Source organism: Caballeronia humi, from assembly GCF_001544475.1.
Lineage (GTDB): Bacteria > Pseudomonadota > Gammaproteobacteria > Burkholderiales > Burkholderiaceae > Caballeronia > Caballeronia humi.
This window is the reverse complement of record NZ_FCNW02000016.1, coordinates 59,263-85,735: the sequence shown is the minus strand read 5'-3', so window position 1 is coordinate 85,735 and position 26,473 is coordinate 59,263. Positions and strand designations below refer to the sequence as shown.

General features: G+C 61.7%; 20 protein-coding genes. 12 read left to right on the top strand and 8 right to left on the bottom strand.

From position 1 onward, the window contains the following. Nucleotides 1-284: 284 nt before the first annotated feature. From AWB65_RS16690 to AWB65_RS16680, 3 genes are all read right to left on the bottom strand, one after another. Nucleotides 285-1,220, bottom strand: coding sequence for a hypothetical protein (locus tag AWB65_RS16690; RefSeq protein WP_087668219.1), 936 nt, complete (start codon nucleotides 1,218-1,220; stop codon nucleotides 285-287). Between the two features lie 412 nt (nucleotides 1,221-1,632). Next, a complete protein-coding gene (locus tag AWB65_RS16685) occupies nucleotides 1,633-2,358 on the bottom strand; it encodes a hypothetical protein (RefSeq protein ID WP_087668218.1) in 726 nt (241 codons plus the stop codon). Between the two features lie 724 nt (nucleotides 2,359-3,082). Next, nucleotides 3,083-3,679: a recombinase family protein gene (locus AWB65_RS16680; protein ID WP_087668217.1), complete on the bottom strand. Its 597-nt coding sequence runs from the start codon at nucleotides 3,677-3,679 to the stop codon at nucleotides 3,083-3,085. A 938-nt stretch (nucleotides 3,680-4,617) separates the two neighbouring features. Here AWB65_RS16680 and AWB65_RS16675 point away from each other — a divergent pair. From AWB65_RS16675 to AWB65_RS16660, 4 genes are all read left to right on the top strand, one after another. Then, a complete protein-coding gene (locus AWB65_RS16675; RefSeq protein WP_087668216.1) occupies nucleotides 4,618-5,535 on the top strand; it encodes a LysR family transcriptional regulator in 918 nt (305 codons plus the stop codon). 266 nt (nucleotides 5,536-5,801) lie between these two features. Beyond that, nucleotides 5,802-6,968 (top strand): porin, encoded by a 1,167-nt coding sequence (locus AWB65_RS16670; RefSeq protein WP_087668215.1) that lies wholly within the window; start codon nucleotides 5,802-5,804, stop codon nucleotides 6,966-6,968. Nucleotides 6,969-7,582: 614 nt separating this feature from the next. Further along, on the top strand, nucleotides 7,583-8,389 hold the full coding sequence (locus AWB65_RS16665) for a bestrophin-like domain (protein ID WP_087668214.1): 807 nt from the start codon (nucleotides 7,583-7,585) through the stop codon (nucleotides 8,387-8,389). 8 nt (nucleotides 8,390-8,397) lie between these two features. Then, complete coding sequence (locus AWB65_RS16660) at nucleotides 8,398-9,132, top strand: class I SAM-dependent methyltransferase (protein WP_087668213.1); 735 nt, start codon at nucleotides 8,398-8,400, stop codon at nucleotides 9,130-9,132. 42 nt (nucleotides 9,133-9,174) lie between these two features. On the opposite strand, the gene AWB65_RS16655 is transcribed toward AWB65_RS16660, so the two are convergent. Then, nucleotides 9,175-9,357 (bottom strand): rubredoxin, encoded by a 183-nt coding sequence (locus AWB65_RS16655; RefSeq protein WP_327358242.1) that lies wholly within the window; start codon nucleotides 9,355-9,357, stop codon nucleotides 9,175-9,177. A gap of 382 nt (nucleotides 9,358-9,739) precedes the next feature. On the opposite strand from AWB65_RS16655, the gene AWB65_RS16650 reads away from it, so the two are divergent. The 5 genes from AWB65_RS16650 to AWB65_RS16630 all read left to right on the top strand — a co-directional run bounded on the left by AWB65_RS16650 (nucleotide 9,740) and on the right by AWB65_RS16630 (nucleotide 17,456). After that, the gene (locus AWB65_RS16650) at nucleotides 9,740-10,144 is read left to right on the top strand and encodes a DUF4399 domain-containing protein (RefSeq protein WP_087668211.1); all 405 of its coding nucleotides are present in this window, start codon (nucleotides 9,740-9,742) and stop codon (nucleotides 10,142-10,144) included. Nucleotides 10,145-10,299: 155 nt separating this feature from the next. Then, the gene (locus AWB65_RS16645) at nucleotides 10,300-12,237 is read left to right on the top strand and encodes an ATP-binding cassette domain-containing protein (protein WP_087668210.1); all 1,938 of its coding nucleotides are present in this window, start codon (nucleotides 10,300-10,302) and stop codon (nucleotides 12,235-12,237) included. Between the two features lie 249 nt (nucleotides 12,238-12,486). Further along, nucleotides 12,487-14,484 (top strand): DNA topoisomerase IV subunit B, encoded by a 1,998-nt coding sequence (locus AWB65_RS16640; RefSeq protein ID WP_087668209.1) that lies wholly within the window; start codon nucleotides 12,487-12,489, stop codon nucleotides 14,482-14,484. Nucleotides 14,485-14,549: 65 nt separating this feature from the next. Continuing rightward, on the top strand, nucleotides 14,550-16,865 hold the full coding sequence (gene parC, locus AWB65_RS16635; RefSeq protein WP_087668208.1) for a DNA topoisomerase IV subunit A: 2,316 nt from the start codon (nucleotides 14,550-14,552) through the stop codon (nucleotides 16,863-16,865). 132 nt (nucleotides 16,866-16,997) lie between these two features. Then, on the top strand, nucleotides 16,998-17,456 hold the full coding sequence (locus tag AWB65_RS16630; protein WP_087668207.1) for a CopD family protein: 459 nt from the start codon (nucleotides 16,998-17,000) through the stop codon (nucleotides 17,454-17,456). A 2-nt stretch (nucleotides 17,457-17,458) separates the two neighbouring features. Here AWB65_RS16630 and AWB65_RS16625 read toward each other — a convergent pair whose 3' ends face one another. Further along, nucleotides 17,459-18,427, bottom strand: coding sequence for a LysR family transcriptional regulator (locus tag AWB65_RS16625; RefSeq protein ID WP_087668206.1), 969 nt, complete (start codon nucleotides 18,425-18,427; stop codon nucleotides 17,459-17,461). Nucleotides 18,428-18,568: 141 nt separating this feature from the next. On the opposite strand from AWB65_RS16625, the gene AWB65_RS16620 reads away from it, so the two are divergent. The 3 genes from AWB65_RS16620 to AWB65_RS16610 are packed head-to-tail and all read left to right on the top strand — an operon-like array spanning nucleotide 18,569 to nucleotide 22,186. Beyond that, nucleotides 18,569-19,879 carry an MFS transporter gene (locus AWB65_RS16620; protein WP_087668253.1) on the top strand — a complete coding sequence of 437 codons (1,311 nt, stop codon included), beginning with the start codon at nucleotides 18,569-18,571 and terminating at the stop codon, nucleotides 19,877-19,879. Nucleotides 19,880-19,906: 27 nt separating this feature from the next. Further along, entirely contained in the window at nucleotides 19,907-21,151 is a 1,245-nt protein-coding gene (locus tag AWB65_RS16615) for a Zn-dependent hydrolase (protein ID WP_087668205.1), read from the top strand. 12 nt (nucleotides 21,152-21,163) lie between these two features. After that, the gene (locus tag AWB65_RS16610; protein ID WP_087668204.1) at nucleotides 21,164-22,186 is read left to right on the top strand and encodes a histone deacetylase family protein; all 1,023 of its coding nucleotides are present in this window, start codon (nucleotides 21,164-21,166) and stop codon (nucleotides 22,184-22,186) included. Between the two features lie 17 nt (nucleotides 22,187-22,203). On the opposite strand, the gene AWB65_RS16605 is transcribed toward AWB65_RS16610, so the two are convergent. The 3 genes from AWB65_RS16605 to AWB65_RS16595 all read right to left on the bottom strand — a co-directional run bounded on the left by AWB65_RS16605 (nucleotide 22,204) and on the right by AWB65_RS16595 (nucleotide 26,454). After that, on the bottom strand, nucleotides 22,204-24,582 hold the full coding sequence (locus tag AWB65_RS16605; protein ID WP_235007649.1) for a bifunctional diguanylate cyclase/phosphodiesterase: 2,379 nt from the start codon (nucleotides 24,580-24,582) through the stop codon (nucleotides 22,204-22,206). A gap of 429 nt (nucleotides 24,583-25,011) precedes the next feature. Next, nucleotides 25,012-25,893, bottom strand: a complete 882-nt coding sequence (locus AWB65_RS16600; protein WP_087668202.1) for a PhzF family protein — start codon at nucleotides 25,891-25,893, stop codon at nucleotides 25,012-25,014. A gap of 96 nt (nucleotides 25,894-25,989) precedes the next feature. Further along, nucleotides 25,990-26,454 (bottom strand): RidA family protein, encoded by a 465-nt coding sequence (locus tag AWB65_RS16595; RefSeq protein ID WP_087668201.1) that lies wholly within the window; start codon nucleotides 26,452-26,454, stop codon nucleotides 25,990-25,992. Nucleotides 26,455-26,473: the final 19 nt, after the last annotated feature.

Genomic DNA, 26,473 nt, shown 5'->3' with positions numbered 1-26,473 from the left:
GGTGCGTCACTTTCGGTTTCCCTAAGTCTTTCCTAAGCCTTGTGCAACGTCAGTCTGACACAATAGGCAGCTATCCCTCTGCACCTTGGTGGGCCGGAAATCGTGTAGAGCCTGAGAGACACCTACACCCATCATTTAGAAAAGGGGTAGGCGCTATGGAACCAGAGTTTCTGCTCACCGATGACCTCCGCAGAGGGATAGCTTGGTGGGAATTGCTCTCAGAGGCCGACCGTGCTGATGGTTCTCCCCTTTTCCCCAAGCAAACCGTTCGGGCGATTAGCCAGTCAGGCAGCTTCTGCCTCTTTATCGTTGGCAGCATCGCTATAAGGCTCGCGGACGAACGCTTCCAAAGCTTCCACAATCTCAGGAGTGTCTTCCATGGATCTCAACAGGTCCCCGAGGCATACGTATCGTCCTTGCTCCACCGTAATGTTGTAGAACCATGTTCGAATAAGCTCGCCAAGTTGGCTACCGGTGTACTCACCCGGCACTACTGCTTTTCGCTGGCTCTCTCTGACGGCCTTGGCAAGTTCGGACACACTGCGGGCAACCTGCGGCTCCCTGTCCAGTTCGCGCCTGCGCACCGTCTGTTCTGAGCGTGCAAATCGCTGTGCAGCTTCGTCCTTCGTCTGAAACTCGTTAACGCCAACGCCGCGCAGCTTCAATACGATTCCAAGGGGAACCTCGATCCCAGCTATTCGGATGCAGAGGTCATACCATGGCAGCCCTCTGGGCTCCGTGTTTCGCTGACGGTACTTATAGGTCTTACCATCGATTGCGACCCCATCGGCGTAGAAGACCGTAGCCTGGTTCGCTGCTGGAATGTCGTCGCGGATCTGCTCCCTGACAATCCGCTTAATATCGGTCCCTTTCTTGAGTGTCGCCGTGGAATAACCGTACTGACGAAGAATGCCAGACACGAAAGCAAGTTGACCCTTGGTCGGGTCCTTCGAAATAAGCTTTGCGTTGAACCCGGTCCTGCCACTACGGGCCTCAATCGCAGACACCATTGCGTGGTTAGACTGCCCTGCAAGTGTTGGGTTTTCGCATAGCGCTTCAGCAAGCTTGGTCGGCCAGTCGGGGAAATTGCTTGCAGGGACGACCGACACCTTGGCCACTAGGTTGACGCCTCGCTTCGCTTCTGCTTCGATAAGTCTTTCAGCGGCCTTTATCGCTTCGCTACAGACCGATTGGGCAGTCTTGAATTTGTTGCTTGACATGATGTTTAGGTTACTTTGGTGGCGTTGTGGATGCCTGAATCCGTTCGCCCCACTTTTCCCGTGGATTCCACGTATTTGGAGACCCTAGGTATCCATGGTTTTCATGGGCTCAGTAAGAGGGCTACTATAAGGAAAACTATTACCGGATATACATAATAGATTGATCTATAGGTGATTATCTATTAAGTGAGGTCATTGTTGGATAGGTAATACAGTAGCCCCGTTAAGCGTGTCTAGAAGGTGAAGACCATTGATGGATATACCAAGGATCGACTACAGCTGATAGAAAACTGTATAAGGTGAATATGGTCATCGATGAAGGTGTAATATCTAGGTCAAGATTAAGAGTGGGCTTAAGTCGCAAGGGGGCCGGGAACGTACAGTAAGCCCTAAACCATTGTCTTTGGTCGGTCTATTTTTCGGATTGCTTTTGCAACATGGTCATAAAAGTTTGTAAGGTCTCCTCGTCGGGTTCGCCTTCGAAACCCTTGTATCTAGGGCATTCCAGAGCTTTCCACTCAGGTGAAACAAGACATTCAAACCAAGCAGGATCAACAAAAATTTCCATGCCGTAGGTCTTCCTGAGGTGTTCCTCATAGGCCCGTGCATCACGGTCTAGAAGGTCTCTGTGGGTCTTCAGGCTCTCTTCGATGGGCACGCCTTCCACGGTCCATAGCTCCCGAATATGCTCCCGTTCATCAGGGGTCAGCTCAGGGTCCCAAGCTCCGCCAGGGTGTCGATTAGCGGACCTCTGATACCGGCACGGATCGGGATTGAAGGCGCTTCCTTTCGACTGGTTCAACACCGCTGGCAAAGGTGCGAGATTGGCGAAGGTATGCAACCCATTTACAACTACCCGCACCTCTACCTTGCCGTCGATCTCTATTGGGGCCTTGGCAACTTTCGAAATTAGGTGGTCACCTTGTTGCCTGAACTTCTTGAGCTTCTCGTCCGGTTCGTTGTCTCTCTTCGCTTCGATCAGACCGGCATAGACCGCTTGCATCGCTTCCTGTTCAAACGGATACCAAGCGTGCATCTGGCCTTTGGTCGCCTTCCGCCATTCCGCTGCTGCGAAATACTCCCTGCTCTTCCCTAGGTCTTCGTGATACCGCTGCCGCGTGGCGTCGCTGCGTTTCATCCGTGCCTCAGGGTCTTGGCGGCGTTCCTTAGTTCGTCTCTGGTCTCGCTGCCTTTCACAGGTCACGCATAGGGCGCTGCTGACGTAGTGCTTTCGATCGGTCCCACACTTCCCGCAATAGGCGATAAACGTCTTGGAACCTCGCGTCTTGGCTCTTCTAGCCTTCGCTCGCTTGCTCAATTTCGCGCTCATCATTCAGCTTCCCCGTGCATTCTTATGGGTTGCACTTTGGGTGATTCAATGACAGAAGGAGTCCTAATGCATGGCGTGAACAGATTCATTTTGGCATCTACTGTATTCAGGGAGGGGCTGCTTCAGACGAAGCTGCTCGGTAGCTTGGCGTGAATTTCGCAAACGTTCCTGCCCACCTACTTTCCGAGCGGTCTACACCCCGCGTTTCGATCGTCCATTGGGCTGAACATTGCAAGCGAGTCTATCAAGAGTTGCCCCGCAAGGGCCATGTTTCGGGACCATGTTTGAGGGGTTGCGGATTGGTTCTAGGCTTACCCTACAAGGCTTTCGGAGCCTTCAGCCTTGGCGGACAATCGATAGGCGGAATTGTTCTAGGCTAGGCCTAGTTTTGTATTTTCAATGCTATGTGGCGTCTTCACCACGGGTCTCCAAACCTCACGGGGAGCCCTCAGGGAAGGGCCGGAGGTTCACTTGCTTCATGAAAAGGTGTCTCCCCAGCAGCGGCTTAAAGTTTCTCATATAGATCAATGACTTACGCTGCATGCTCCGCGCAGTACCGTTTGACCGTGGCAACAGAGACCCTAAAGTGCTGCGCCGTGGCTGCAATGCTGGCTCCGTTATCAGCTCGCCAAGCTCGGACCTCTGAAGCATCCGCAGCCTTGGCACGGCCGAGGTGTTTCCCCAGTGCTTTTGCCGTCTCGATACCGCGCTTCTGCAGCTCTCTGCGGTTCATGTAGTCGGCTTCACCCTGAGCTGCGATGAAAGCCAACAGCGCGTCTCTCGTGGCCTTCTGAATGGGGTCTGTAGCGGTGCCATCAATCACAGTGCCGTTCATCGTGCAGACCACCTTCACGCCCATATCCATCAGCTGCTTCATGGTCGCGTAGAGCTCGTCGTAACGGCGGCTGATCCGGTCCAACCAGCGAACATATAGGACACCACCATCGGAGAGCTTGTCCAGCACCCGCTTCCACTCTAGTCGATCCGAGGGCGCAACGTGGTAGCCAGACACACCTTCATCGACGTGGACGTGCCGCTTATCCACGCCTTGCTTCTTCGCATCATCGTATTGGCTCGCGCTGGTCTGCCCTTCGGTAGTCGAGATACGTCCGTAGTAGACAGTCTTCATGTTGGTCTCTATGTGGTTCAGAAGGTCGATGGCTCAATACTAACTGTGGCTCAAAATACAGTCAACCTTTTGAGCTAGTCACTTCGCTGTCTTTCTGCCGGGTGCTCTGGGTATACCTTGTGAGCTATCCACAGACAGGGGACAGGGACCAATGCGAAGGGGCCAATACCTTGAACACTTTCCGAGGATTCACGATAGGAACTAGCGGCGCGAGGATGGCGATGCAGGCAGAGGGGAACTGGAGACAGAAACCGAAGAGCTCAGGTTTTCCGAGCAGCTATCCAAAAGACCCCCTCTGCCCCCACGGGGGACCCTTTTCCAAAATCCCGCTAAACCCTCGACCAGTTATTGTTGTTGAGCCTGAGCAGAAAGAGGACGCCGCTGGAAACTCATGAAACCTCAACCTGACCTGATATATGACCTTTATGTGTACATATAGCCATCTTTACGTACTCCCATCGAGGCACAAAGGTGACCCCTTACGTCGACCGAGGCCTTACAGCGCTCGTAGGGCCCCAAATCGGTACTGGAGCGCCGTAGGGGGCGGGGCATTCCAGCCGCGCAAAGGAAGGCCTCGATCGTTCCGGAGGGCCTATAGGGGTACGGCCAATGTAGTAGGTTAAGTAAACCCGTTACAGGGGAAGCTCAGAGGAATAGCGTAGCGAGCGGCGGCGCTCGGAAAAGCGACCAGAGGTATAGAGGACGAAGTGCGGTGAGCTATCGCTCGGTTTTCATTGTTTGATCCCTCGGAGCTTTTATACGAAGAATTACGGCATCTTCAGAAACCGGAGGGGAAGATTCATACGCGGGCCTGTGGAGCGTTGTGACAGGAGTCGTGCAGAAAGAACATTTCAGACCCATGGATTGGCCCACGGAAGGTTGATACAGTGCTCCTTTTTTGGGGCCAACTGTCTAACTAAGAAGGCGACCAGCCAACAATGGAAGAAATTAAAGATTTTGACTTGAACCTGCTCCGCGTTTTCGACGCGATGTGGCGTCAGCGTCACTTGAGTCGGGCCGCCGAGGAGCTTGGATTGAGCCAGCCAGCAATGTCGCATGCGCTCAAGCGTCTTCGAGAGCGAATCGGCGACCAGTTATTTTTTAAGGTGCGAACGGGCATGCAGCCATCGCCCCGCGCTGAGCAATTGGCGCCAGTCGTGCGATCGGTGCTAACTGAGGTTCGAGACTTAATTCTTACTGCTCCGCAGTTTCACCCAGGGGATGCCCAAAGAATTTTCACCATTGCGACGTCGGAAGTCGGCGAATTGGCTGTTTTGCCAAGACTCCTCACCCAGGTGATCAAAGAGGCACCCCACGTCGATATTGAAACTGTCGCTGCTTCGCAAGGAGATCTGATGGGGTTGCTCGAACGCGGCAGGGCAGATTTAGCGATTGGATTTTTCCCGGACCTGATTGACACAGATCTTTTCGAACAGACGCTGACCCGACGCGGGTTCGTCTGCTTGGCGCGAGCCGGGCACCCTATTGCCAGCCGCAAAATGACAGAACAGCAGTTCTGCGCGGCTTCCCACGCTATCGTTGGGTCGGATTCGTGGTCCCTTGAACTTGCAGAAAAGTATCTGCACGACAACGGAATCCGTCCGCATGCGGTCTTTCGCACGCCGCGATCGCTCAGCATTCCAATGGTGATTGCGTCAACCGACCTCATTGTCACGGTGGCCGAGCCCATTGCGGATATATTCGCCCGCGTTGAAGATTTGCGCCAAATGACGCCGCCCTATCCCTTGCCATCGTTTCTAATAAAGCAACACTGGCATCGCACTCAGCACGAGGATCCCGCTAACAGGTGGCTCCGATCACTCGTTCACGAATCTTGTGAACCCTTCGCCGTTTGATAAGCGCCATCCGGGACGGAGGAGATGTGATAAACATTTAAAAACAGAATCGAGAATCTGAAAGCGCTCGCCTCTGTGCGTCTAGTTTAAGGTTGAGACCGTTTCCTTCCGAATCTCAATTAATAAAAGCAACTTACGCATGCTCTGCAGCGGCCACCGCTGCCGATTGATGTGTTGCAAAAATGCAACCTTTAATGTTTGAGCCCCGCCCTGCGGTATTCTTCGGTTCGCGACGGACAGAAACCTATCCTACTTTCGGAGCTTTCATGAAAAAGAAAACCCTTGCGGCCTCGTTGGCTCTCCTCGGCGCCGCTGGTGCAGCACAAGCACAATCCAGCGTGACCCTGTACGGCGTGATCGACGCAGGTTTGGGTTACGTCAGCAACGCTAACGCCAATGGTAACCATCTGTACGGCATGATCAACGGCAACTTGTCGGGCAGCCGTTGGGGCTTGAAGGGTCAGGAAGACCTGGGCGGCGGCCTGAAGGCGATTTTCCAGTTGGAAAACGGGTTTGACGTGGGCACGGGCCAGCTGAACCAAGGTGGTCGCGAATTCGGCCGTCAGGCGTTCGTCGGTTTGACGGGTGACTCGTGGGGCACGGTCACGTTGGGTCGTCAGTACGATCCGTCAGTCGACATGGTGCAAGGCATCACCGGTGACAACTACTTCGGCAGCATCATGGCAACGCCGGGCGACGTCGACAACTACGACAACAGCCTGCGCACGTCGAACGCCGTGAAGTACGTTTCGCCGAACTACGCTGGCTTCCAGTTCGAAGGCTTGTACGGCTTCAGCAACACCGCAGGCGCAACCGGCCAAGGCCAGACGTGGTCGGGTGCAGCAACCTACAACAACGGCCCGTTGGCTCTCGCGGCCAGCTACCTTTACGTGAACAACCCGACGGCTAACCGCGCGACCGGCTGGAACAGCCCGTCGTCGGACTCGCTGTTCAACAGCACGGTCAACATCGGCTACCAGACGGCGCACTCGATCGGTATCGCACGCGCTGCCGGCCAGTACGCATTTGGCCCGATGACGTTCGGAGCTTCGTACAGCTTCGCGCAGTACAAGAGCGACGGCAGCTCGACGTTCGCGTCGCAGGAGAAGTACAGCACCGGCAACGCGTTCGTGAACTACCAGTTGACGCCGGCGACGCTGCTGGGCCTTGGCTACACGTACACAAAGGCAAGCGGCGACACGGGAGCTCACTACAACCAGGTCAGCTTGGGTGCCGACTACTCGCTGTCGAAGCGCACGGACGTGTACGCTGTCGGCGCGTATCAGAAGGCAAGCGGCACGCAGAAGAACGCAGACGGCGTGACGACTTCCAGTGCACAAGCTTCGATCGGTTCGTACGGCGGCAGCGCCTACTCAGTAAGCGGCTCAGACCACCAGGAAATCGTGATCGTCGGTATCCGCCACAAGTTTTGAGCAAAGGCTTCTTCGTAGGCTGATCGGCGGTCATCAATGGCGTGATGTGTAAGGCGAGCACCATTAATGACCCCGGTCTCTCGCGGTTGAAAAATGACATTGCAGATATGCAGACATACGGCTTGGTCGCTTAGGATCCAAGCCGTTTTTTTTTGCGTCGGCGCAAGCAGAGATCGGTAATCGTTTCCGGATCTCACTTACTTTCATTGGCGCTGAAATCAGTGTCGAAGGGCTCCAGTTTCGGAGAAATCCCGCAAGGTGCCCCATTGCCACTCTGAAATCGAAATCAAAAAGTCGGCGTGTCGGACCAATTGTGGGCTAACTTCCACCCAGAATTTTAAGTCTCAGTTCCACCGGGCCCAACTGGGGGCCGGACTGTCTGGAGAGCAGAGTAAGCACTCATAGACCGTACCACATTTTCGAACGCCACCGTACCACAGACCACCGAAGACCGCACTGGCATCTCCCGCAAACCCTTGCTACACTTGGGTTTCTCGCGGGATCTTTGTCCCCTTGGAACCTGCCGGGGGGACCAGCAAAGCCCCATCCCCAGCGCACACGCGCCCCCATTCCGCCGATAATGCGACCTTCGCGTCCATCCGTATTGCTCGCTCATGAACGAGATCGAATCCGCCGCGCTCGTGTTCGTGCTTCTGCTCGCCAGCACCGGCATCGGCGCGATCGTTCGGCCGTTGCTGCCCGAGGAGCACAAAGCGCAGGAAACCGTGCAGCTCGTGCAACTCGTTGTCGGCATGCTGGTCACGTTCGCGGCGCTCGTGCTCGGGCTTTTGACGGCCTCGGCGAAAACGGTCTTCGATACCACTAACACCGACATCCGCACGTTCGCCTCGTCGATCATCCAGCTCGATCATTCGCTGCGCGACTACGGCCCCGAAACCGACGACACCCGCCATCTCCTGCGCATCTACACGGCCGCCGCGATCGCGAGCACCTGGCCGAAGGAACCGCCGCCGCCGGGCGACGACTACCCGCGCGACACGGTCAGCGCGCGCAACAACAACGACAGCCTCGACAATCCCGCCTTCGGCGCGCTGCTTCAGCGCGGCCAGTTGCAGGTGCGTCAACTGACACCGCACGATTCGTTTCATACGAAGCTCGCCGCCGAGAACCTGGAGCGTTTCGAGCGGCTGATCGCGCAACGCTGGAAACTGATTGAAGAGGCGCACGGCTCGATTTCCTATCCGTTCGACCGGATTCTCATCGGCTGGCTGATGATCATTTTCCTGTGCTTCGGACTGATTGCGCCGCGCAATGCGCTGTCGATCGTGACGATCACGCTCGGCGCGCTTTCGATCGCGCTCACCGTGCTCGTGATCTTCGATCTCGACACACCGTTCACCGGCCCGATCATGATTTCGAGCCAGCCAATGCGCGAAGCGCTTGTCTATCTGAGCCGTTAGGAGCCGCTTTGTCCTCGACGATTTACACCGATCCACGCCTCGCCGCGCTCTACGACGCGCTCAATCCTGCAGCCGCCGACACCGAGTTTTATCTGTCGTTAGTCGGGGCGCCTGCGCGCATCGCGGATCTCGGCTGCGGCACCGGACTGCTCGCGTGCGCGCTGGCGGAGCGGGGGCATCGGGTAACGGGGATCGATCCGTCGGCGCAAATGCTGGGCATCGCGCGCAAGCGTCCGCACGGCGACGCGGTGCGCTGGATCGAAGGCGACGCGGGGGCGCTCGCGTTCGCGGGCCCGGTCGATTGGGTGCTGATGACGGGCCACGTCGCGCAGATTTTCCTCGACGACGACACGTTCCTCAAGACACTTCGGGCGGCCCGTTACGCGCTGCGGCAGGGCGGCCGGCTCGCGTTCGAAAGCCGCAATCCGGCGGCGCGGGCGTGGGAAGACTGGTCGAAGGCGGAGTCGCTTCGACGCATCGACGTGGAGGGAGTGGGGCGCGTTGAGGTGTGGAACGAACTGCGCGAGGCGCGGCCGACGAGCGTGGTGCGCTTCGATACGGTGTACCGGTTCGAATCGACGGGAGAGGAGCGGGTCGCGGCGAGCGAGCTTCGCTTTCGAAGCCGCGACGAACTCGCCGGGCTGCTCGCGACGGCCGGCTTCAGCGCAATCGACTGGTATGGCGATTGGGATCGCTCGCCGGTCGGTGCCGGGAGCCGCGAGTTGATCGCGGTAGCGGGCTGAACGGTGTCTCCCCCGCCGGCAGCGGGGCAAAATCCCGCCGAATCAGAACTCGACGGCCGCGAAATCTTCCTTGCCCACGTCGCACAGCGGGCAGCGCCAGTCGGCGGGGATATCGGCGAAGCGGGTGCCCGGCGCGAGGCCATCTTCGGGCAGGCCGTCTTCCTCGTTATAAATCCAGCCGCAAATCAGGCAGACCCAGCTTTTGTATTCCAGAACTTCACTCACGACAGCACTCATTTGTTTCGTTACTCGGATTGCCGCCGAGCGCGATGCTGAAGGCCACACATGCCACGAAGGCCCTCAAAGCTGCGATACGGCGCGGAAACCCGGCATATTACCGGAATCGTGAAAATCGTTCGCAAACGACGGCTTTCATGTGCCAAGCGGGCGTTTGTCCTGAATGGGCTGCTTCGCAAGCTCGGTGTATGCTCCCCGGAGCGGCCGGCAGAAGGCCGCGCTTCGGCCTCTTGGCGTCTGAGACGCTTTGGCCGCTTCGCTCACGCACCTACCTTGCATGGGGCCAGAGCAGGCGCATGGGGCCAGGGTCAGCGCTAAAGCGCCTGCTCTGGCCCCATGCGCCTGCTCTGCCCGACACAGGAGAAAAACGATGTTGAACAAGATACTGGGGGCAGTGCTATCCGGCACGTTGTTCGTCGCGATGGCGGTACAGGCTCAGGCGCCCGCGCGCGTGTTTTTCGTCGAGCCGAAGGACGGCGCGACCGTGACGAGCCCGGTGCACGTGAAGTTCGGCGTCGAAGGCATGCAGATCGCGCCCGCGGGCACGACGACCGAGAACACCGGCCACCACCACCTGCTGATCGACGGCGGCCCGCTGCAAAAGGGCCTCGTGATCCCCGCCGACGACAAATCGCTCCACTTCGGCAAAGGCCAGACCGAAGCCGACGTCAAGCTGCCGCCCGGCGACCACACGCTGACGCTGCAATTCGGCGACGGCGCGCATAAGTCATATGGCCCGGAAATGAGCCAGACGATCAAGGTCCATGTGAAGTAAGCACGACGGCTTTTATCTCGAAAACGCGGCTCCGGCCGCGTTTTTCGTTTCACGCGCCGCCGCAAGACTTGTCCGGATGGCATACGCCGTGAGCCGCGGCGGGCAACCCCGGTACAATGACCGATTCCCGATTTCGCACTTTTCCGGCTGCCCTCATGTCGCTTTATTCCATCTCGGACGCGCAACTCGCGTTCGGCCACGTCGCGTTGCTCGATCACGCCGACTTCTCGCTCGAAGCGGGCGAACGCGTCGGGTTGATCGGGCGCAACGGCGCGGGCAAGTCGTCGCTGCTCAAGATCGTCGCCGGCTTGACGAAGCCCGACGACGGCCTCGTCACGCGCCAGAGCGAGCTGACAACGGTCTACGTGCCGCAGGAACCCGAATTCGATCTCGACGCATCCGTGTTCGAGGTCGTCGCATCCGGTCTGACCGACGCCCGCGCGCTCCTCGACGAATACGAGGAAGTCGTGCACGCGCTCGCCGATACGCCCGAGGGCGCCGCGCACGACGCGCTGCTCGCGCGCATGAACACGCTGCAATCGTCGCTCGACTTGCACGACGCCTGGAACTGGCGCACGCGGGTCGCGACCACGCTCGACCAGATCGGCCTGAACGGCGACGCCCGCTCGGGCTCGCTTTCGGGCGGCATGAAAAAGCGCGTCGCGCTGGCGCGGGCGCTCGTCGTGCAGCCGGACGTGCTGCTGCTCGACGAACCGACCAACCACCTCGATTTCGACGGCATCCGCTGGCTCGAAGACCTGCTCGTCACACTGCGCACAGGGCTCCTGTTCATCACGCACGATCGCGCGTTTCTGGATCGCGTGGCGACGCGCATCGTCGAGCTGGATCGCGGGCGGCTTTTGTCGTATCCCGGCAATTTCAGCGCGTATCAGACGCGCAAGGCGCAGCAGCTCGAAGTCGAGATGGTCGAGGCGGCCAAGTTCGACAAGCTGCTCGCGCAAGAAGAAGTGTGGATTCGCAAGGGCGTGGAAGCGCGGCGCACGCGCAGCGTCGGGCGTATCGCGCGGCTCGTCGAGATGCGCAATGAACGCGCCGAGCGGCGCAACGTGCAGGGCAACGTCAGGCTCGACGTCGGGCAGGGCGAGAAGTCGGGCAAGATCGTCGCGGAACTCACGGACGTGACGAAGCGCTACGGCGAGCGCACGATCGTCGACAACTTCACGGCTACCGTCATGCGCGGCGACAAGATCGGTTTCGTCGGGCCGAACGGTGCGGGAAAGACCACGCTCCTCAAGCTGATACTGGGCGAAATCCAGCCCGACGCGGGCCGCGTGCGCAGCGGCACGAACATTCAGGTCGCGTATTTCGACCAGATGCGCGCGCAACTCGATCTAGACAAATCGCTCGCCGACACCATCAGCCCCGGCAGCGAGTGGGTCGAGGTGAACGGCGTGAAGAAGCACGTGATGAGCTATCTCGGCGACTTCCTGTTCGCGCCTGAACGCGCGCGCTCGCCGGTGCAGTCGCTCTCCGGCGGGGAGCGCAATCGTCTCCTGCTCGCGCGGCTTTTTGCGCGGCCGGCGAACGTGCTCGTGCTCGACGAACCGACCAACGACCTCGACATCCCCACGCTCGAACTGCTAGAAGAATTGCTCACCGACTATGACGGCACCGTCCTGCTCGTGAGCCACGACCGCGCGTTTCTCGACAACGTCGTGACGTCGGTGTTCGCAGCGGAAGGGGCGGGAAAGTGGCGCGAATATGTCGGCGGCTTCAGCGACTGGCAGATTCAGCGCGAACGTTCGGAACAGATCGCGCAGGACGCCGCGCGCCAGAGCGCGAAGGAAGCGGCGCCGAAGGAAGACGCGCCGAAGGACAGCGCGGCGGGCCGCAATGCGCAGCGCACAGTGAAGCTGTCGTTCAAGGACCAGCGCGAACTCGACGCGCTGCCCGGGAAGATCGCCGCGCTCGAAGCCGAGCAAAAGTCGATTTCGGCGCAACTCGAAGACGGTTCGATCTACGCGAAGGACGCGAAGGAAGGCTCGCGCCTGAGCGAGCGGCACGCGGCCATCGACGAGGAGCTACTCGTCGCGCTGGAACGTTGGGAAGAACTGGAAGCGAAGCGCAAGTAAAGCGCGAACAAGCGGCGCTCGTGCGCGGCGGCGACCCAGGCCGCGCATTGCCCGTCATCTTGAAAACAGTAAAATACCTCGCGTTTCATCGATGCCTGCCTTTGACGGGCATCGCATTACCGCTATTCTCCAAGCAGCCTGGCGCGTTTGACGCCGGGCTTGCCCGAAGTTCACGCATTCGCCGGTGATTCGGCCGCCTTTCGGCGAGCCACGCGGAAAGACCGCCGGACACCGGACTCACGTTCAGTCATGTCCACGAAAAAACCCGACAGCGGCAAAAGCAGCGGATACAGCGAAGCATCGATCAAGGTGCTGAAGGGCCTCGAGCCGGTCAAGCAGCGGCCCGGCATGTACACGCGTACCGAGAATCCGCTGCACATCATTCAGGAAGTCATCGACAACGCCTCCGACGAAGCGCTCGGTGGCCACGGTCGCCAGATCATCGTCACGCTGCATAACGACCACTCGGTTTCCGTCGAAGACGACGGCCGTGGCATTCCGTTCGGCCTGCATCCGGAAGAAGGCGTGCCGGTCGTCGAGATCGTATTCACGCGGTTGCACGCGGGCGGCAAGTTCGACAAGGCCGCCGGCGGCGCCTACACGTTCTCGGGCGGCCTGCACGGCGTCGGCGTCTCGGTGACGAACGCGCTTTCCACGCGGCTCGACGTCACCGTCTGGCGCGAGGGCAAGCTCGCCGAAATCGGTTTCTCGAACGGCGACGTCATCAAGCCGCTCGTCACGCGCGCGGGCGAGCGCGGCGAGAAGAAGTCCGGCACGCGCGTGACCGCGTGGCCCAATCCGAAGTATTTCGATTCCCCGAACCTGCCGATCGGCGAACTGCAGCGGCTTTTGCGCTCGAAAGCGGTGTTGCTGCCGGGCGTCGAAGTGATGCTCGTCAACGAAAAGACCGGCGAGCGGCAAACGTGGAAGTACGAAGACGGCCTGCGCGGCTATCTGCTCGAAGGCATGGGCGGCAGCGATCTGCTGATTCCGCTTTTCGAAGGCGAGCGCTTTGCCGAAAGCTCACGTTCCAATGAGGAGACGTTTGCCGAAGGCGAAGGCGCGACGTGGGTCGTCGCGTGGAGCGAGGAAGGGCCGTTGCTGCGCGAGTCGTACGTCAATCTGATCCCGACGCCCGCCGGTGGCACGCACGAATCCGGCCTGCGCGACGGTCTGTTTCAGGCGGTGAAGAGCTTCGTCGAGTTGCACAATTTGCAGCCGAAGGGCGTGAAGCTGCTGGCCGAAGACGTGTTCGCACGCGTGTCGTTCGTGTTGTCGGCGAAGGTGCTCGATCCGCAGTTCCAGGGGCAGATCAAGGAACGCCTGAACAGCCGTGACGCGGTCAAACTCGTGTCGTCGTTCACGCGGCCCGCGCTCGAACTGTGGCTCAACCAGCACGTCGAGTACGGCAAGAAGCTCGCGGAACTCGTGATCCGCCAGGCGCAGGCGCGCACGCGCGCGGGGCAGAAGGTCGAGAAGCGCAAGAGTTCGGGCGTCGCCGTGCTGCCCGGCAAGCTGACAGACTGCGAATCGACCGATATCGCGCGCAACGAGCTTTTTCTCGTCGAGGGCGATTCGGCGGGCGGCTCGGCGAAGATGGGCCGCGACAAGGAGTTCCAGGCGATTCTGCCGCTGCGCGGCAAGGTGCTGAACACGTGGGAAACCGAGCGCGACCGGCTCTTCGCGAACAACGAAGTGCATGACATCGCGGTGGCGATCGGCGTCGATCCGCATGGTCCGGATGACAAGATCGATCTGTCGAATTTGCGCTACGGGAAGATCTGCATTCTGTCGGATGCGGACGTCGATGGCGCGCATATTCAGGTCTTGCTGCTCACGCTCTTCTTCAAGCATTTCCCGCAGTTGATCGAGCGCTCTCACGTATGCGTCGCACGGCCGCCGCTTTTTCGCGTCGATGCGCCCGCGCGCGGCAAGAAGCCAGCGCAGAAGCTGTATGCGCTCGATGAAGGCGAACTCGTGGCGATCCTCGACAAGCTCAAGAAGGACGGCGTGCGCGATACGCAATGGACCATCAGCCGCTTCAAGGGCCTGGGCGAGATGAGCGCGGAACAACTGTGGGACACGACGATGAACCCGGATACGCGGCGTCTCTTGCCCGTTCATCTCGGTGATCTCGGGTTCGACCTCACCGTCACGCGAATGACGATGCTGATGGGCAAGGGCGAGGCCGCTTCGCGCAGAAGCTGGCTCGAAGAGAAGGGCAACGAGGTCGAGGCGGATATTTAGCCGCGTAAGCCGAACCGAAGCACGCCATCGCCCGCATGGCGAAATGCAAAAAACACGGAAACACGATGGGAATCACAGACGATCTCTTCGCCGACCAGGAAGCCGCGCCTGAAGGCGAGCAACTGACCCTCGGCGACTACGCGGAACGCGCCTACCTCGACTATGCGGTGAGCGTGGTCAAGGGCCGCGCGCTCCCCGACGTATCGGACGGGCAAAAGCCCGTGCAGCGCCGCATCCTTTTCGCGATGAACGAAATGGGCCTCGCCAATACGGCGAAGCCGGTGAAGTCGGCGCGCGTCGTCGGCGACGTGCTCGGCAAATATCACCCGCACGGCGACCAGTCGGCGTACGACGCGCTCGTGCGTCTCGCGCAGGACTTCTCGATGCGCTATCCGCTGATCGACGGCCAGGGCAACTTCGGCTCGCGCGACGGCGACGGCGCCGCGGCCATGCGCTACACCGAAGCGCGCCTCACGCCGATCGCGAAACTCCTGCTCGATGAAATCGATCAGGGCACCGTCGATTTCATGCCGAACTACGACGGCTCGTTCGAGGAGCCGAAGCTGCTGCCCGCGCGCCTGCCGTTCCTGCTGCTCAACGGCGCATCGGGCATTGCGGTCGGTTTGGCTACGGAGATTCCGTCGCACAACCTGCGCGAAGTCGCGGGCGCGGCGGTCGCGATGATCCGCGATCCGAAGATCAGCCACGCCGCGCTGATGGACCGCATCCCCGGGCCGGATTTTCCCGGCGGCGGGCAGATCATCTCGTCGCAGGCGGAAATCGCGGCGGCCTATGAGATCGGGCGCGGCAGCCTGAAGGTGCGCGCGCGCTGGAAGATCGAAGACCTCGCGCGCGGCCAGTGGCAGCTCGTCATCACCGAGTTGCCGCCGAGTGCGTCGGGACAGAAGGTGCTCGAGGAAATCGAAGAACTGACCAACCCGAAGATCAAGCTCGGCAAGAAGGCGCTCACGCCCGACCAGTTGCAGACGAAGCAGACGCTGCTCGCGCTCCTCGACACCGTGCGCGACGAATCCGGCAAGGACGCGCCCGTGCGTCTCGTGTTCGAGCCGAAGTCGAGCCGCATCGACCAGACGGAGTTCGTCAATTCGCTGCTCGCGCATACGAGCCTCGAATCGAACGCGGCGATCAACCTCGTGATGATCGGCACCGATGGCCGGCCGCGTCAGAAGGGCATCAGCGAAATCCTGCACGAGTGGGTCGGGTTCCGCTTCGTCACGGTGACGCGGCGCACGCAGCATCGTCTGGGCAAAGTGAACGACCGCATCCATATTCTCGAAGGGCGGATGATCGTCTTCCTGAATATCGACGAGGTGATCCGCATCATCCGCGAGGCCGACGAACCGAAGCAGGCGCTGATGGACGCGTTCAGGCTCTCCGAGCGTCAGGCCGACGACATCCTCGACATCCGTCTGCGGCAGCTTGCGCGGCTGGAGGCGATCAAGATCGAGCAGGAGCTGAAGGAGCTGCGCGAAGAAAAGGGGAAGCTCGAAGAATTGCTCAACAGTGACGCGGCGATGAAGCGTCTGCTCATCAAGGAAATCGAAGCCGACGCGAAGCAATACGGCGACGATCGCCGCACGCTGATCCAGCAGGAAAAGCGCGCGACGTTCGAAGCGCGCGTGGTCGACGAACCGGTGACGGTGGTCGTGTCGCAGAAGGGCTGGGTGCGCGCGCTGAAGGGCCACGGGCTCGATCCGGCGGGCTTCCAGTTCAAGGCCGGCGACGGTCTTTATGCTGCGTTCCAGGCGCGCACGCCCGACATGCTGATCGCGTGGGGCAGCAACGGGCGCGTTTATTCCGTGCCCGTCGCGATGCTGCCGGGCGGACGCGGCGACGGCGTGCCGGTCACGTCGCTGATCGAGCTCGAATCGGGCTCGCATCTGCTGCATTACTACGCGGCGGCGGTGGACCAGCCGTTGCTGCTCGCGTCGAGCAACGGCTTCGGCTTCATGGCCAGGCTCGGCGACATGGTGAGCCGCGTGAAGGCGGGCAAGTCGTTCATGACGATCGACGAAGGCGCCGCGCCGCTCGCGCCGATGCCGGTCGTGCCGGGCGCGACGCAGGTCGCGTGTCTGTCGTCGGGCGGGCGGCTGCTCGTGTTCGGCATGGACGAGATGAAGACGCTCTCCGGCGGCGGACGCGGGGTCATTCTGATCGCGCTCGATCCGAAGGAGACGCTCAAGCAGGCGCTCGCGATCGATCCGAAGGGCGTCGTGCTGATCGGCACGGGACGCGGCGGCAAGGCGCGCGAGGAGAAGCTCGCAGGGTCGTCGCTGGAACTGCACGTCGGCAAGCGGGCGCGCAAGGGCCGCGCGCCCGACGCTACGCTCAAGGTGAGCGAACTGCGGCCGGTGTTCTAAGCTGATCTCGTGTTCATCACGCCGCGCTGCGTAACAACGCAGCGCGGCGTTTCTTTTTCCGATGCCGGAACTGGTGCCGACGGGTCCAGTCGAACGCCCATCCCCGGCATCCGATTCATTCACGGAAACACAATGACCAAAGCCATCGAAGCGGCGCTCTTTCTGCATTTGCTCGGCGTCGCCGTCTGGTTGGGCGGGATGGTGTTCGCGCACTTCTGCCTGCGCCCGGCGCTCGGCGATCTCACGCCGCAATCGCGCCTGCCGCTCTGGGAATCCGTATTCGCGCGGTTCTTCAACTGGGTCGCGGGGTCCGTCATCGTGATCCTGCTCACCGGCGGTTTCCTGCTCACGCAATACGGCGGTGCGCATGCCGCGTGGCCGCTGCACACGATGGCGGGCCTCGGCATCGTAATGATGCTGATCTTCGGACATATCCGCTTCGCCGTGTTTCCGCGTATCCGTCGCGCCGTGCAGGCGCAGAACTGGCCCGACGGCGCACGCGCGGTCGGCACGGTGCGGCGGCTCGTCGTCGTGAATCTCGTGCTGGGTGTCGTGACGGTCGGGACGGCGGTGTTGTCGCGCGGCTTCTAAGCTCACCGCGACCCCAGCCGCTCCGGCAACGAATAACGCTGCATCGTCCGCTCCATGCTGTCTAGAAACGCCTGTTCGGCCGCGTTCATCTTGCGCGCGCGATGCCAAAGCAGATGGATATCGACGTCGGCCAGTCCTTCTTCCGGCGGCAGGCGCCAGAGCCTTTGCTGCGCGATGTCATCGCGCACGATGTGCTCCGGCAAGCAACCGATCCCGAACCCCGCAAAGATCAGCCGCCGCACTTCATCCAGACTCGGCGATGCCGCCACGATCCGCCCCGTGAACCCGCGCTGATCGCGAAAGACGGTGAGCGGCGAGAGGCTGTCGCCGATCTGGTCGCTCGTGAACGACACGAAATTCTCGGTGAGCAGGTCGTCCATCGTGAGCGCCTGGCGCCCGAACAACCGATGATGCCGCCCGCAGAAAATCGCGTACCGCTGTCGCAAAAAACAGCGCTGCTCGAGCTTGTCGACGGGCGTGCGGCACAGGCCAAGACCCGCCGTCGCGGTCTTCTGCAATAGCGACGAGATGATGTCCGACGAGCGCATCACCTCGATATGCAAATCGATACGCGGATACGTGCGGTGAAACTCCGCGAGAAACTCGTCGTACACGGCCGAATCGATGCGGCTCACGGTGAGTAGCCGAATTGAACCGGTGATGTCATCGGTCTTGTCGTCGAGTTCGGTTTCGAGCCGCGACATATGACCGTAGATATCGCTCGCAATCCGATACACCTCCTCACCCGCGCGCGTCGGCTCGAAATGCGGCCCGCGCCGCTGGATCAGATTGCGCCCGAGCGTGTCTTCGAGACGCTTCAACGCCTGACTCACGGCCGGCTGCGTCAGGTGCAAACGGGCGGCGGCGCGGCTCACACTGCGCTCCTGCATGATCACGAGGAACGTGCGCAACAGGTTCCAGTCGAGCCGGTCGTTCAGAAAGCGCGCAACATCGACGCGGAGCTGGGTCATCGTTTTGCCCTCGACATTAGCAAAAATTATACGGAAGATAATAAACCGAAATTTGACTAATGTTTTATGGCTGGCGATAAAACCCTCACTCTGCGCGATTCAAACAAAGCCGCGCGCCCGATCAACGACAGGAGCCATCCGGTGAGTCCATCCCAGCAAACAACCCGCCAGCCGGTGCGCGCCGCCGCCGCGGCGTTCATCGGCACGATGATCGAGTGGTACGACTTCTACATCTACGCGACCGCCGCCGCGCTCGTCTTTGGCGAGCTGTACTTTCCGTCGCACGATCCGTTCGTGAGCACGATGGCATCGTTCGCGACGTTCGCCGTCGGCTTTTTCGCGCGGCCGCTCGGCGGCATCGTGTTCGGGCATCTTGGCGACAAGATCGGCCGCAAGAAAGCGCTGATGACCACGCTGATGATGATGGGCGTCGCGACCGTGTGTGTCGGGCTGTTGCCGAGCTACACGAAGGTGGGTTTGCTTGCGCCCGTGCTGCTCGTGCTCCTGCGCGTGGTGCAGGGTATCGCGGTCGGCGGCGAGTGGGGCGGCGCGGTGCTGATGGCGGGCGAACACGCGCCGGAAGGCCGCCGCACGTTCTTCGCGTCGTTCGCGCAGCTCGGCAGCCCGGCGGGCCTGATCCTGTCGCTCGTCGCGTTCCGTGCGGTGACGTCGATGGAGCACGCCGACTTCATCGCGTGGGGCTGGCGCCTGCCGTTTCTCGCGAGCGCGGTGCTGCTGATCGTCGGCATCTTCATCCGGCTCGGCGTGAACGAGTCGCCCGAGTTCGAGCGCGAGAAGCAGATGAAGCGCACCGTCGAGCTGCCGATCGCCGAGGTGTTCCGCAACTCGGGCACGCTCGTGGCGCTGTGCATCGGCGCGAACACGATCGGCATCGCGGGCGTCTATTTCACCAACACGTTCATGATTTCATACACGACGCAGTACGTCGGCGTGACGAAATCGATGATCCTCGATTGCCTGTTCGTGGTCGCGATCATCCAGTTCCTGTCGCAGCCGCTCGCCGCGTATCTCGCGGAGAAACTCGGCGGCGCGCGCTTCCTCAAGCTCGCTGCGACCTGCGCGATGATCTCGCCGTACCCGATGTTCATCTTCGTGCAAAGCGGCGACCGGATGTCGATGATCGTCGGCATCGCGCTCGCGGTGATCTGCATGTCGAGCTTCTATTCGGTGATCGCGGGCTTCGTGTCGGGCGTCTTCCCGACGCGCGTGCGCTACTCGGCTATTTCGCTGTCGTATCAGGTGTGCGGCGCGATCGCCGGTGGTTTGACGCCGCTCGTCGGCACGTATCTCGCGCATAAATTCACTGGGCAGTGGTGGCCGCTCGCGGTGTTCTATACGTGCCTGGCTGGCCTGTCGCTCGTGTGCATCGTCGCGCTTGATGCGCTCAAGCACCGCCGCGCCGATGCGCTCGACGCCGTGCCGTCGCGCTGACCTTTTCCGTTACGAGGATCGAAAGACATGTTGCAAGTGAATGGCCCGCGTCTGTGGGCGAGCCTGATGGAAATGGCGCAAGTCGGCGCGACGGAAAAGGGTGGCGTGCGCCGCCTCGCACTCACCGATGACGACCGCCGCGGCCGCGATCTATTCGCGAAATGGTGCCGCGAGGCGGAGATGGCGGTCAGCGTCGACGAAGTGGGCAACCTGTTCGCGCGGCGCGAAGGGTTGGACAAGACTCAGAAGCCCGTGCTGATCGGCAGCCACCTCGATACGCAGCCCGAAGGTGGGCGCTTCGACGGCGTCTACGGCGTGCTTGCCGCGCTCGAACTCGTGCGCACGCTGAACGATCACGGCATCGTCACGGAGAAGCCGCTCGAAATCGTCTCGTGGACCAACGAGGAAGGCGCGCGCTTCACGCCGGCGATGCTCGGCTCGGCGGTGTTCGTCGGCGCGACGCCGTTGCAGACGGCGCTCGACACAAAGGATGCGGACGGCATCACGTTACGCGATGCGCTCAGGCAAAGCGGCTACGCGGGCGAGCGCCAGGCAACCGGCCAGCCGGTCGATGCCTACTTCGAAGCGCATATCGAACAGGGACCGGTGCTGGAGAGCCACGGCAAGCCGATCGGCGTCGTCACGGGCGGGCAGGCGATCCGCTGGCTCGACGTCGCCGTGACCGGCGTCGCCGCGCACGCGGGCACCACACCGATGCCGTATCGCCGGGACGCGTTGTTCGCGAGCGCGGAGATGGCGCTAAGGCTCGAAGCGATCGCGGAGCGTTTCGCGCCGCAAGGGCTCGTGACGATCGGGCAGGTCGCGATTCCGAACTCGTCGCGCAATACGATTGCCGGACGCGTGTCGTTCACAGTCGATCTGCGTCATCCCGACGACGCGCAAATCGACGCGATGGAGCGCGACATGCGCGCCGCGTTCGGCGAAATCGCGAAGGCGCGCGGGCTGGACGTTGAAATCGACGCCTACTGGACAAGCCCCGCGACGCCCTTCGATGCGGATTGCGTCGCACTGGTCCAGCAAGCCGTGACGGACCTCGGCTACCCGCACGAGCGCATCGTGAGCGGCGCGGGCCACGACGCGATCCACCTCGCGCGTCACGTGCCGACCGCGATGGTGTTCATCCCGTGCGTCGACGGCCTGTCGCACAACGAAGCCGAAGACGCGCTGCCCGAAGACGTGGCGTATGGCGCGAACGTGCTGTTGAACGCGGTGCTCGCGCGGGCCGTCGCGCGCGCTCCCGCCGATGTCTGAACGAGGAACACGATGCTGACCTACTTCCATCCCGAACAGTTGAAACACCATCCGCGCAGCTATCTGTCGCGCGGCCAGATGCGCTCGCCGCAGGAAATCCCCGAGCGCGCGTTGCGACTCGTTGCAGCGGCGAAGTCGCTCGATTTCGATGTCCGCGAGCCCGCAGACTTCGGCCATGCGCCGCTCTCCGCCGTGCACGGCATGAACTATCTGCGCTTTCTCGAAGAAGCGCACGCCGAGTGGAAGAAGATCCCGCAGGACTGGGGCGACGAAGTGATGTCGAACGTTTATATCCGCGAGGGCAATCCGTTGCGCGGGGTGCTCGGTCAGGCCGCGCGCTATCTCGCCGATGGCAGTTGCCCGGTGGGCGCGCATACGTACACGTCCGCGTACTGGTCGGCGCAAAGCGCGGTGGCAGGCGCCGCCGCGATCAACGAAGGTGCGCGCGAAGCCTATGCGCTGTGCCGTCCGCCCGGCCATCACGCGCGCGCGGAGGCGGCGGGCGGCTTCTGCTATTTGAACAACGCGGCGATCGGCGCGCAGGTGTTGCGCGAGCGCTTCGGCCGCGTGGCGATCCTGGATACCGACATGCACCACGGCCAGGGCGTGCAGGAAATCTTCTACGGCCGCGACGACGTGCTGTACGTCTCGATCCACGGCGACCCGACGAACTTCTATCCGGCCGTGGCGGGATTCGAGGAAGAGCGCGGAGCGGGTGAGGGCGACGGCTACAACCTCAACCTGCCGATGCCGCACGGTTCGAGCGAAGAGGTGTTCTTCGAGCAATTGGAGTCGGCGTCGCGGGCCGTCAGGCGCTTCCAGCCGGATGCGCTGGTGCTCGCGCTCGGCTTCGACATCTACAAGGACGATCCTCAGGCGATGGTCGCCGTTACGACGGAAGGCTTCGGGCGGCTGGGCGGCGCGATCGGCGGGCTAGGGTTGCCGACGCTGATCGTGCAGGAAGGCGGGTATCACATCGAAAGCCTGGAGGCGAATGCCCGGGCGTTCTTCAACGGCTTCGCGGCGCCGCGCTGAGCTTGACTTGACTTTACCTAGCCGCCGCGCTCGTCGGTAAGTGCCGTGCTCGAAGGCTCCTCGCCGAGCCCGTCGCGCGAACGCGGCGCCTTGCCCGCCGGCCAGCCGCACACGCCGAAGCGGTCGAGCAAGGCCTGCACGCCATCGGCGGGAACGGGGCGCGAGAAGAGAAAGCCTTGCGCCTCGATCGGTCCGAGCGCGGCGAGCCACTGGATCTGCTCTTCCTTCTCCGTCCCTTCGACGACGACCGTCAGCCCCAGCGATCGCGCCAGATTGATGATCGCCGACACCATCACGCAGACGCTCCGGTCTTCGGGAATCGCCTGAATGAACGAGCGATCGACCTTGAGCGTATCGACGGAAAAGCGGTTCAGATAAGACAGCGACGAATAGCCGGTCCCGAAATCGTCCAGCGCGATGCGCACGCCGAGCCGCTTCAACACCGCGATCTTCTCCTGCACGAGCTCCGGATATTCCATCATCACCGTCTCGGTGATTTCCAGTTCGAGCTTGTCGGCGGGAATGCCGCTCTCGCTGATCGCGCGCGCGACGGTTTCCAGCAAGTCGCCGCGCCAGAACTGCACCGCCGAGATGTTGACCGCGAGCGACAGCCCCGTATAGCCGTCGCGCTGCCATTGTGCGAGCTGCATGCACGCGGTATGAATCACGAAATCGCCGACCGGCACGATCAGCCCGGTCGATTCCGCCACCGGGATGAACTCGTTGGCCGGAATCAGCCCGTGCTGCGGATGGTTCCAGCGCACGAGCGCTTCGAACCCGGTGATGCAGCGCCGCGCCAGATCGATCTTCGGCTGATAGGCTAGGAAGAGTTGCCGCTCCGTCAGCGCGACGCGCAGTTGCTGCTCCCACTTCATCAGATGATCGGCGCGATGCGACAGATGCGGCGAATAGAACTGATAGCAGTTCTTGCCCGAGTCCTTCGCGCTGTACATCGCGAGATCGGCCTTCTTGAGCAGATCGATCTCGCTCTCGTTCGACACCGAAAAGAGCGCGATGCCGATGCTCGCGTGCAGCACGAACGCGCTGCCGCGCACGTCGAAGGGCGTCGCGAACATGTTCGAGATCGCCTCGGCCAGTTCGACCGCGCGCCGTTCCACCTCCTCGCCCTTGACGACCACGACGAACTCGTCGCCGCCGATGCGCGACAGCCGCCCGTTCTCGCCGACCGTCTCCGCGAGCCGCGATGCCGTCATCTGCAACACGATGTCGCCGGCGTTGTGGCCGAGCGTATCGTTCACGGTCTTGAAGTTGTCGAGATCGATGAAGAGCAGCGCGAGATGGCCGAGGTTGCCGGAATCGGCGACGTCCTGGCGCAGCGCCTGCAGTGTCGAATAGCGGTTGCGCAGCCCCGTCAGCAGATCGAATTCGACGAGATGCGTCATCTCGCGCTCGCGGCCGAGCAGCTTGCCGATCAGTCCGGTCGCGACGCCGAAGAAGCCGAGCATCGCGAGCGAGATGAACGTCGCCATCAGGAGATAAACGTTGCGCGTGTGGTTGTAGTCGATGAACTCTTCCTTCACCGATAGACCGACCAGCACGCCGAGCGGATAGCCATCGATATGGCGATACGACACGATGCGCTTCACGTTGTCGATCGGATCGACGTAGATGCCCGATGCGTGATCGGACGTCGGGTAGACGCCGCTCGCGGTGAAGTCGCCGTGGGCGCGCTCGGCGGGCGTGCGCGTGTCGGTGCGCGCGGGCGATGTCGCCGAGCCTTCGGCCGCGCCGCCGCCCGTGTTGCGCGCGAGCACGGAGCCGTTGTCGGAGACGACGGCGATCACGCCCTCGCGCCCGATCGACGCCACGTTGTAGAAGTCGCTGGTGAAGTACGCCGGGTCTTCCGACACGACGACCACGCCCGCGAACGAACCGTCCGGGTGATTCAGGCGCCGCGTGATCTGCAGCGTCCACAAGCCGGAGACGCGTCCGCGCACCGGTCGGCTGATGTAGAGCAGATCGTCGTTGGAATGCGCGTGGATCTTGAAGTGCTCGCGATCGGAGAGGTCGATCGGTTTCGGATGCGGGTCAGCGGTGTTGGCGACGAGCGTGCCGTATTCGTCGATCAGTGAAACCTGCACGAGCGTGTCGCTTTGCACGACGCCTTTTTCCACCGTGCCAATCAGGTTGAAGTTGTCCGGCGACTTTTCATACTCGTACTTGACGAAGCGCGTGACCTGATCGACCTGATGAATCGCCTTGATCGTGTGCTGTTCGAGTGCTGAAGAAAGGATCGCGGCCGATGCCATCGATTCATGCGTCGTCGCTTCTTTCTCGACCGACAGCCGCGCGAAGATCACCGTCCACAGGAGAACGAGCACGAGCGTTCCGAGCACGGGGATGACGAGCAGCGCCCGCCGCCGGCGGGGCGGCATGCCGCTCTCTATGCCATCACGTGGCACTTTGGGCCGTGTTCTCATGAGCTCGCTTGTGTCCGTGGGCCCCGCGGCGCGACGTGCGTGACGCTCGACTGCGCTACTGAATAAAGCCGGTGCATGTTATGGAGACTCGGGCCGACGACAGGTGTTCACCTCAGTTCACCTCGAGCGATATGGTGACGCTATCGCGAATGGCTCTTGTTGGTGCACGGTGCGTCGATCCCCCGATGCGCGCCCTGCATGGTCGTGGCACACGTTTGCGCTGAGGCGCAGGCCACGCCGCCTGCATGGCCTTCGTGTACCGCTTTTGTCCTGAGCCCAATGCGCCCGCGTCTTTCCGGTCCTTGATTGTTCAGATATTACTGAAGGCTTCCCAATTAAGGAAGCATAGTTGTTGACGGGGTATACGCGTGTGCTCGTGGCGCGTCAAAGGCGGATGCTTCCGTCGACGATCGTCACCGTGTGGCCGCCGATCCAGGTCTGGGCTTGTCCGGTTGTGTCGTCATATGCAATGGAGATGCGGCCGTCGCGACCGATCGCCGTGCCCTGACGCACCGTGAACGACGGGCCCGGCCTGCGATTCTGCGTCGTCAGGAGGCACGCGAGCGCCGCATTGGCGCTGCCTGTGACCGGGTCTTCGGTGTTTTCTTCTCCGAACAGGAGGGCGCGCAACTCGAACGTTGCCGGGGCGGCGTCACGATACGGGCCGTAGACCGCCAAGCCTAGCGTGCCCGAGGCCGCCATCAGTGCGGTCATCGCGTCTCGGTTGGGCTTGAGCGCGAGGCAATTGGCCGCCGAGTTCACGCGCGTGACGAGCCACGGCACGCCGTTATCGACCGCGCAGGGCGGTGCAGTGAAATCGATTACGTCGGAGCCGAAGGCGGCCGCAAGCTGTTGTTGCTGCGCATCGTTTAACGACCGGATGCGCGCGGGCGGCGCGGCGAACGCCCAGGCGCCTTCCTCCCGCGCGACGATCGGCACGAGTCCGACGCCGCATTGCTGCACCAGTCGCCCGGTGTGTTTCGGCGCGTAGCCGCTTTCGAGAAGCGCGTGCGCCGTGCCGAGCGTCGGATGGCCGGCGAACGGCAATTCGCGCGAGGTCGTGAAGATGCGCACGCGATAGTCGGCGGCGGGGTCGGTCGGGCGGAGGAGGAACGTCGTTTCGGAGAGATTCGTCCAGCGCGCGATGGCCTGCATCGATTCGGTGGAGAGGTCGTCGGCATCGAAGACGACGGCGAGCGGGTTGCCCTTGAAGGGCACCGTCGTGAAGACATCGACTTGCTTGAAGCGAACCGTGCGGGTGGTCATCGGCGTGATCGTGTGAAGTGAGGGCATGAAAAAGCCCGGCGCTCAAAAATCAAGAGGCCGGGCTTCGGGGCAAATCCTGGGCACTTCAGCGCTGTATCAAGCGACTTCCGCGATCATCTCGATCTCGACGCACGCGCCCATCGGAATCTGCGCGACGCCGAACGCCGAGCGCGCATGCTTGCCGCGTTCGCCGAACACATCGGCGATCAGTTCCGACGCGCCGTTGGTCACCAGATGCTGTTCGGTGAAATCGGGCGTCGAATTGACGAGGCTCATCACCTTGACGATGCGCTGCACGCGGTTCAGATCGCCGACGTGCGCATGCAGCGTCGCGATCAGGTCGATCGCGATGGCGCGCGCCGCGGCCTTGCCTTCCTCGGTCGAGAGGGTGGCGCCGAGCTTGCCCGCGTGCACCTTGCCGTCCTTCTTCGCGATATGGCCCGACAGATACACCGTGTTGCCGCTCTGCGCGCTCATCACGTAGGCGGCGGCGGGCGCGCCCGCGGTCGGCAATTCGATGCCGAGTTCCTTCAGTTTGTCGTAGACATTCGATTCGGCCATCTGAGACTCCTGGATACGG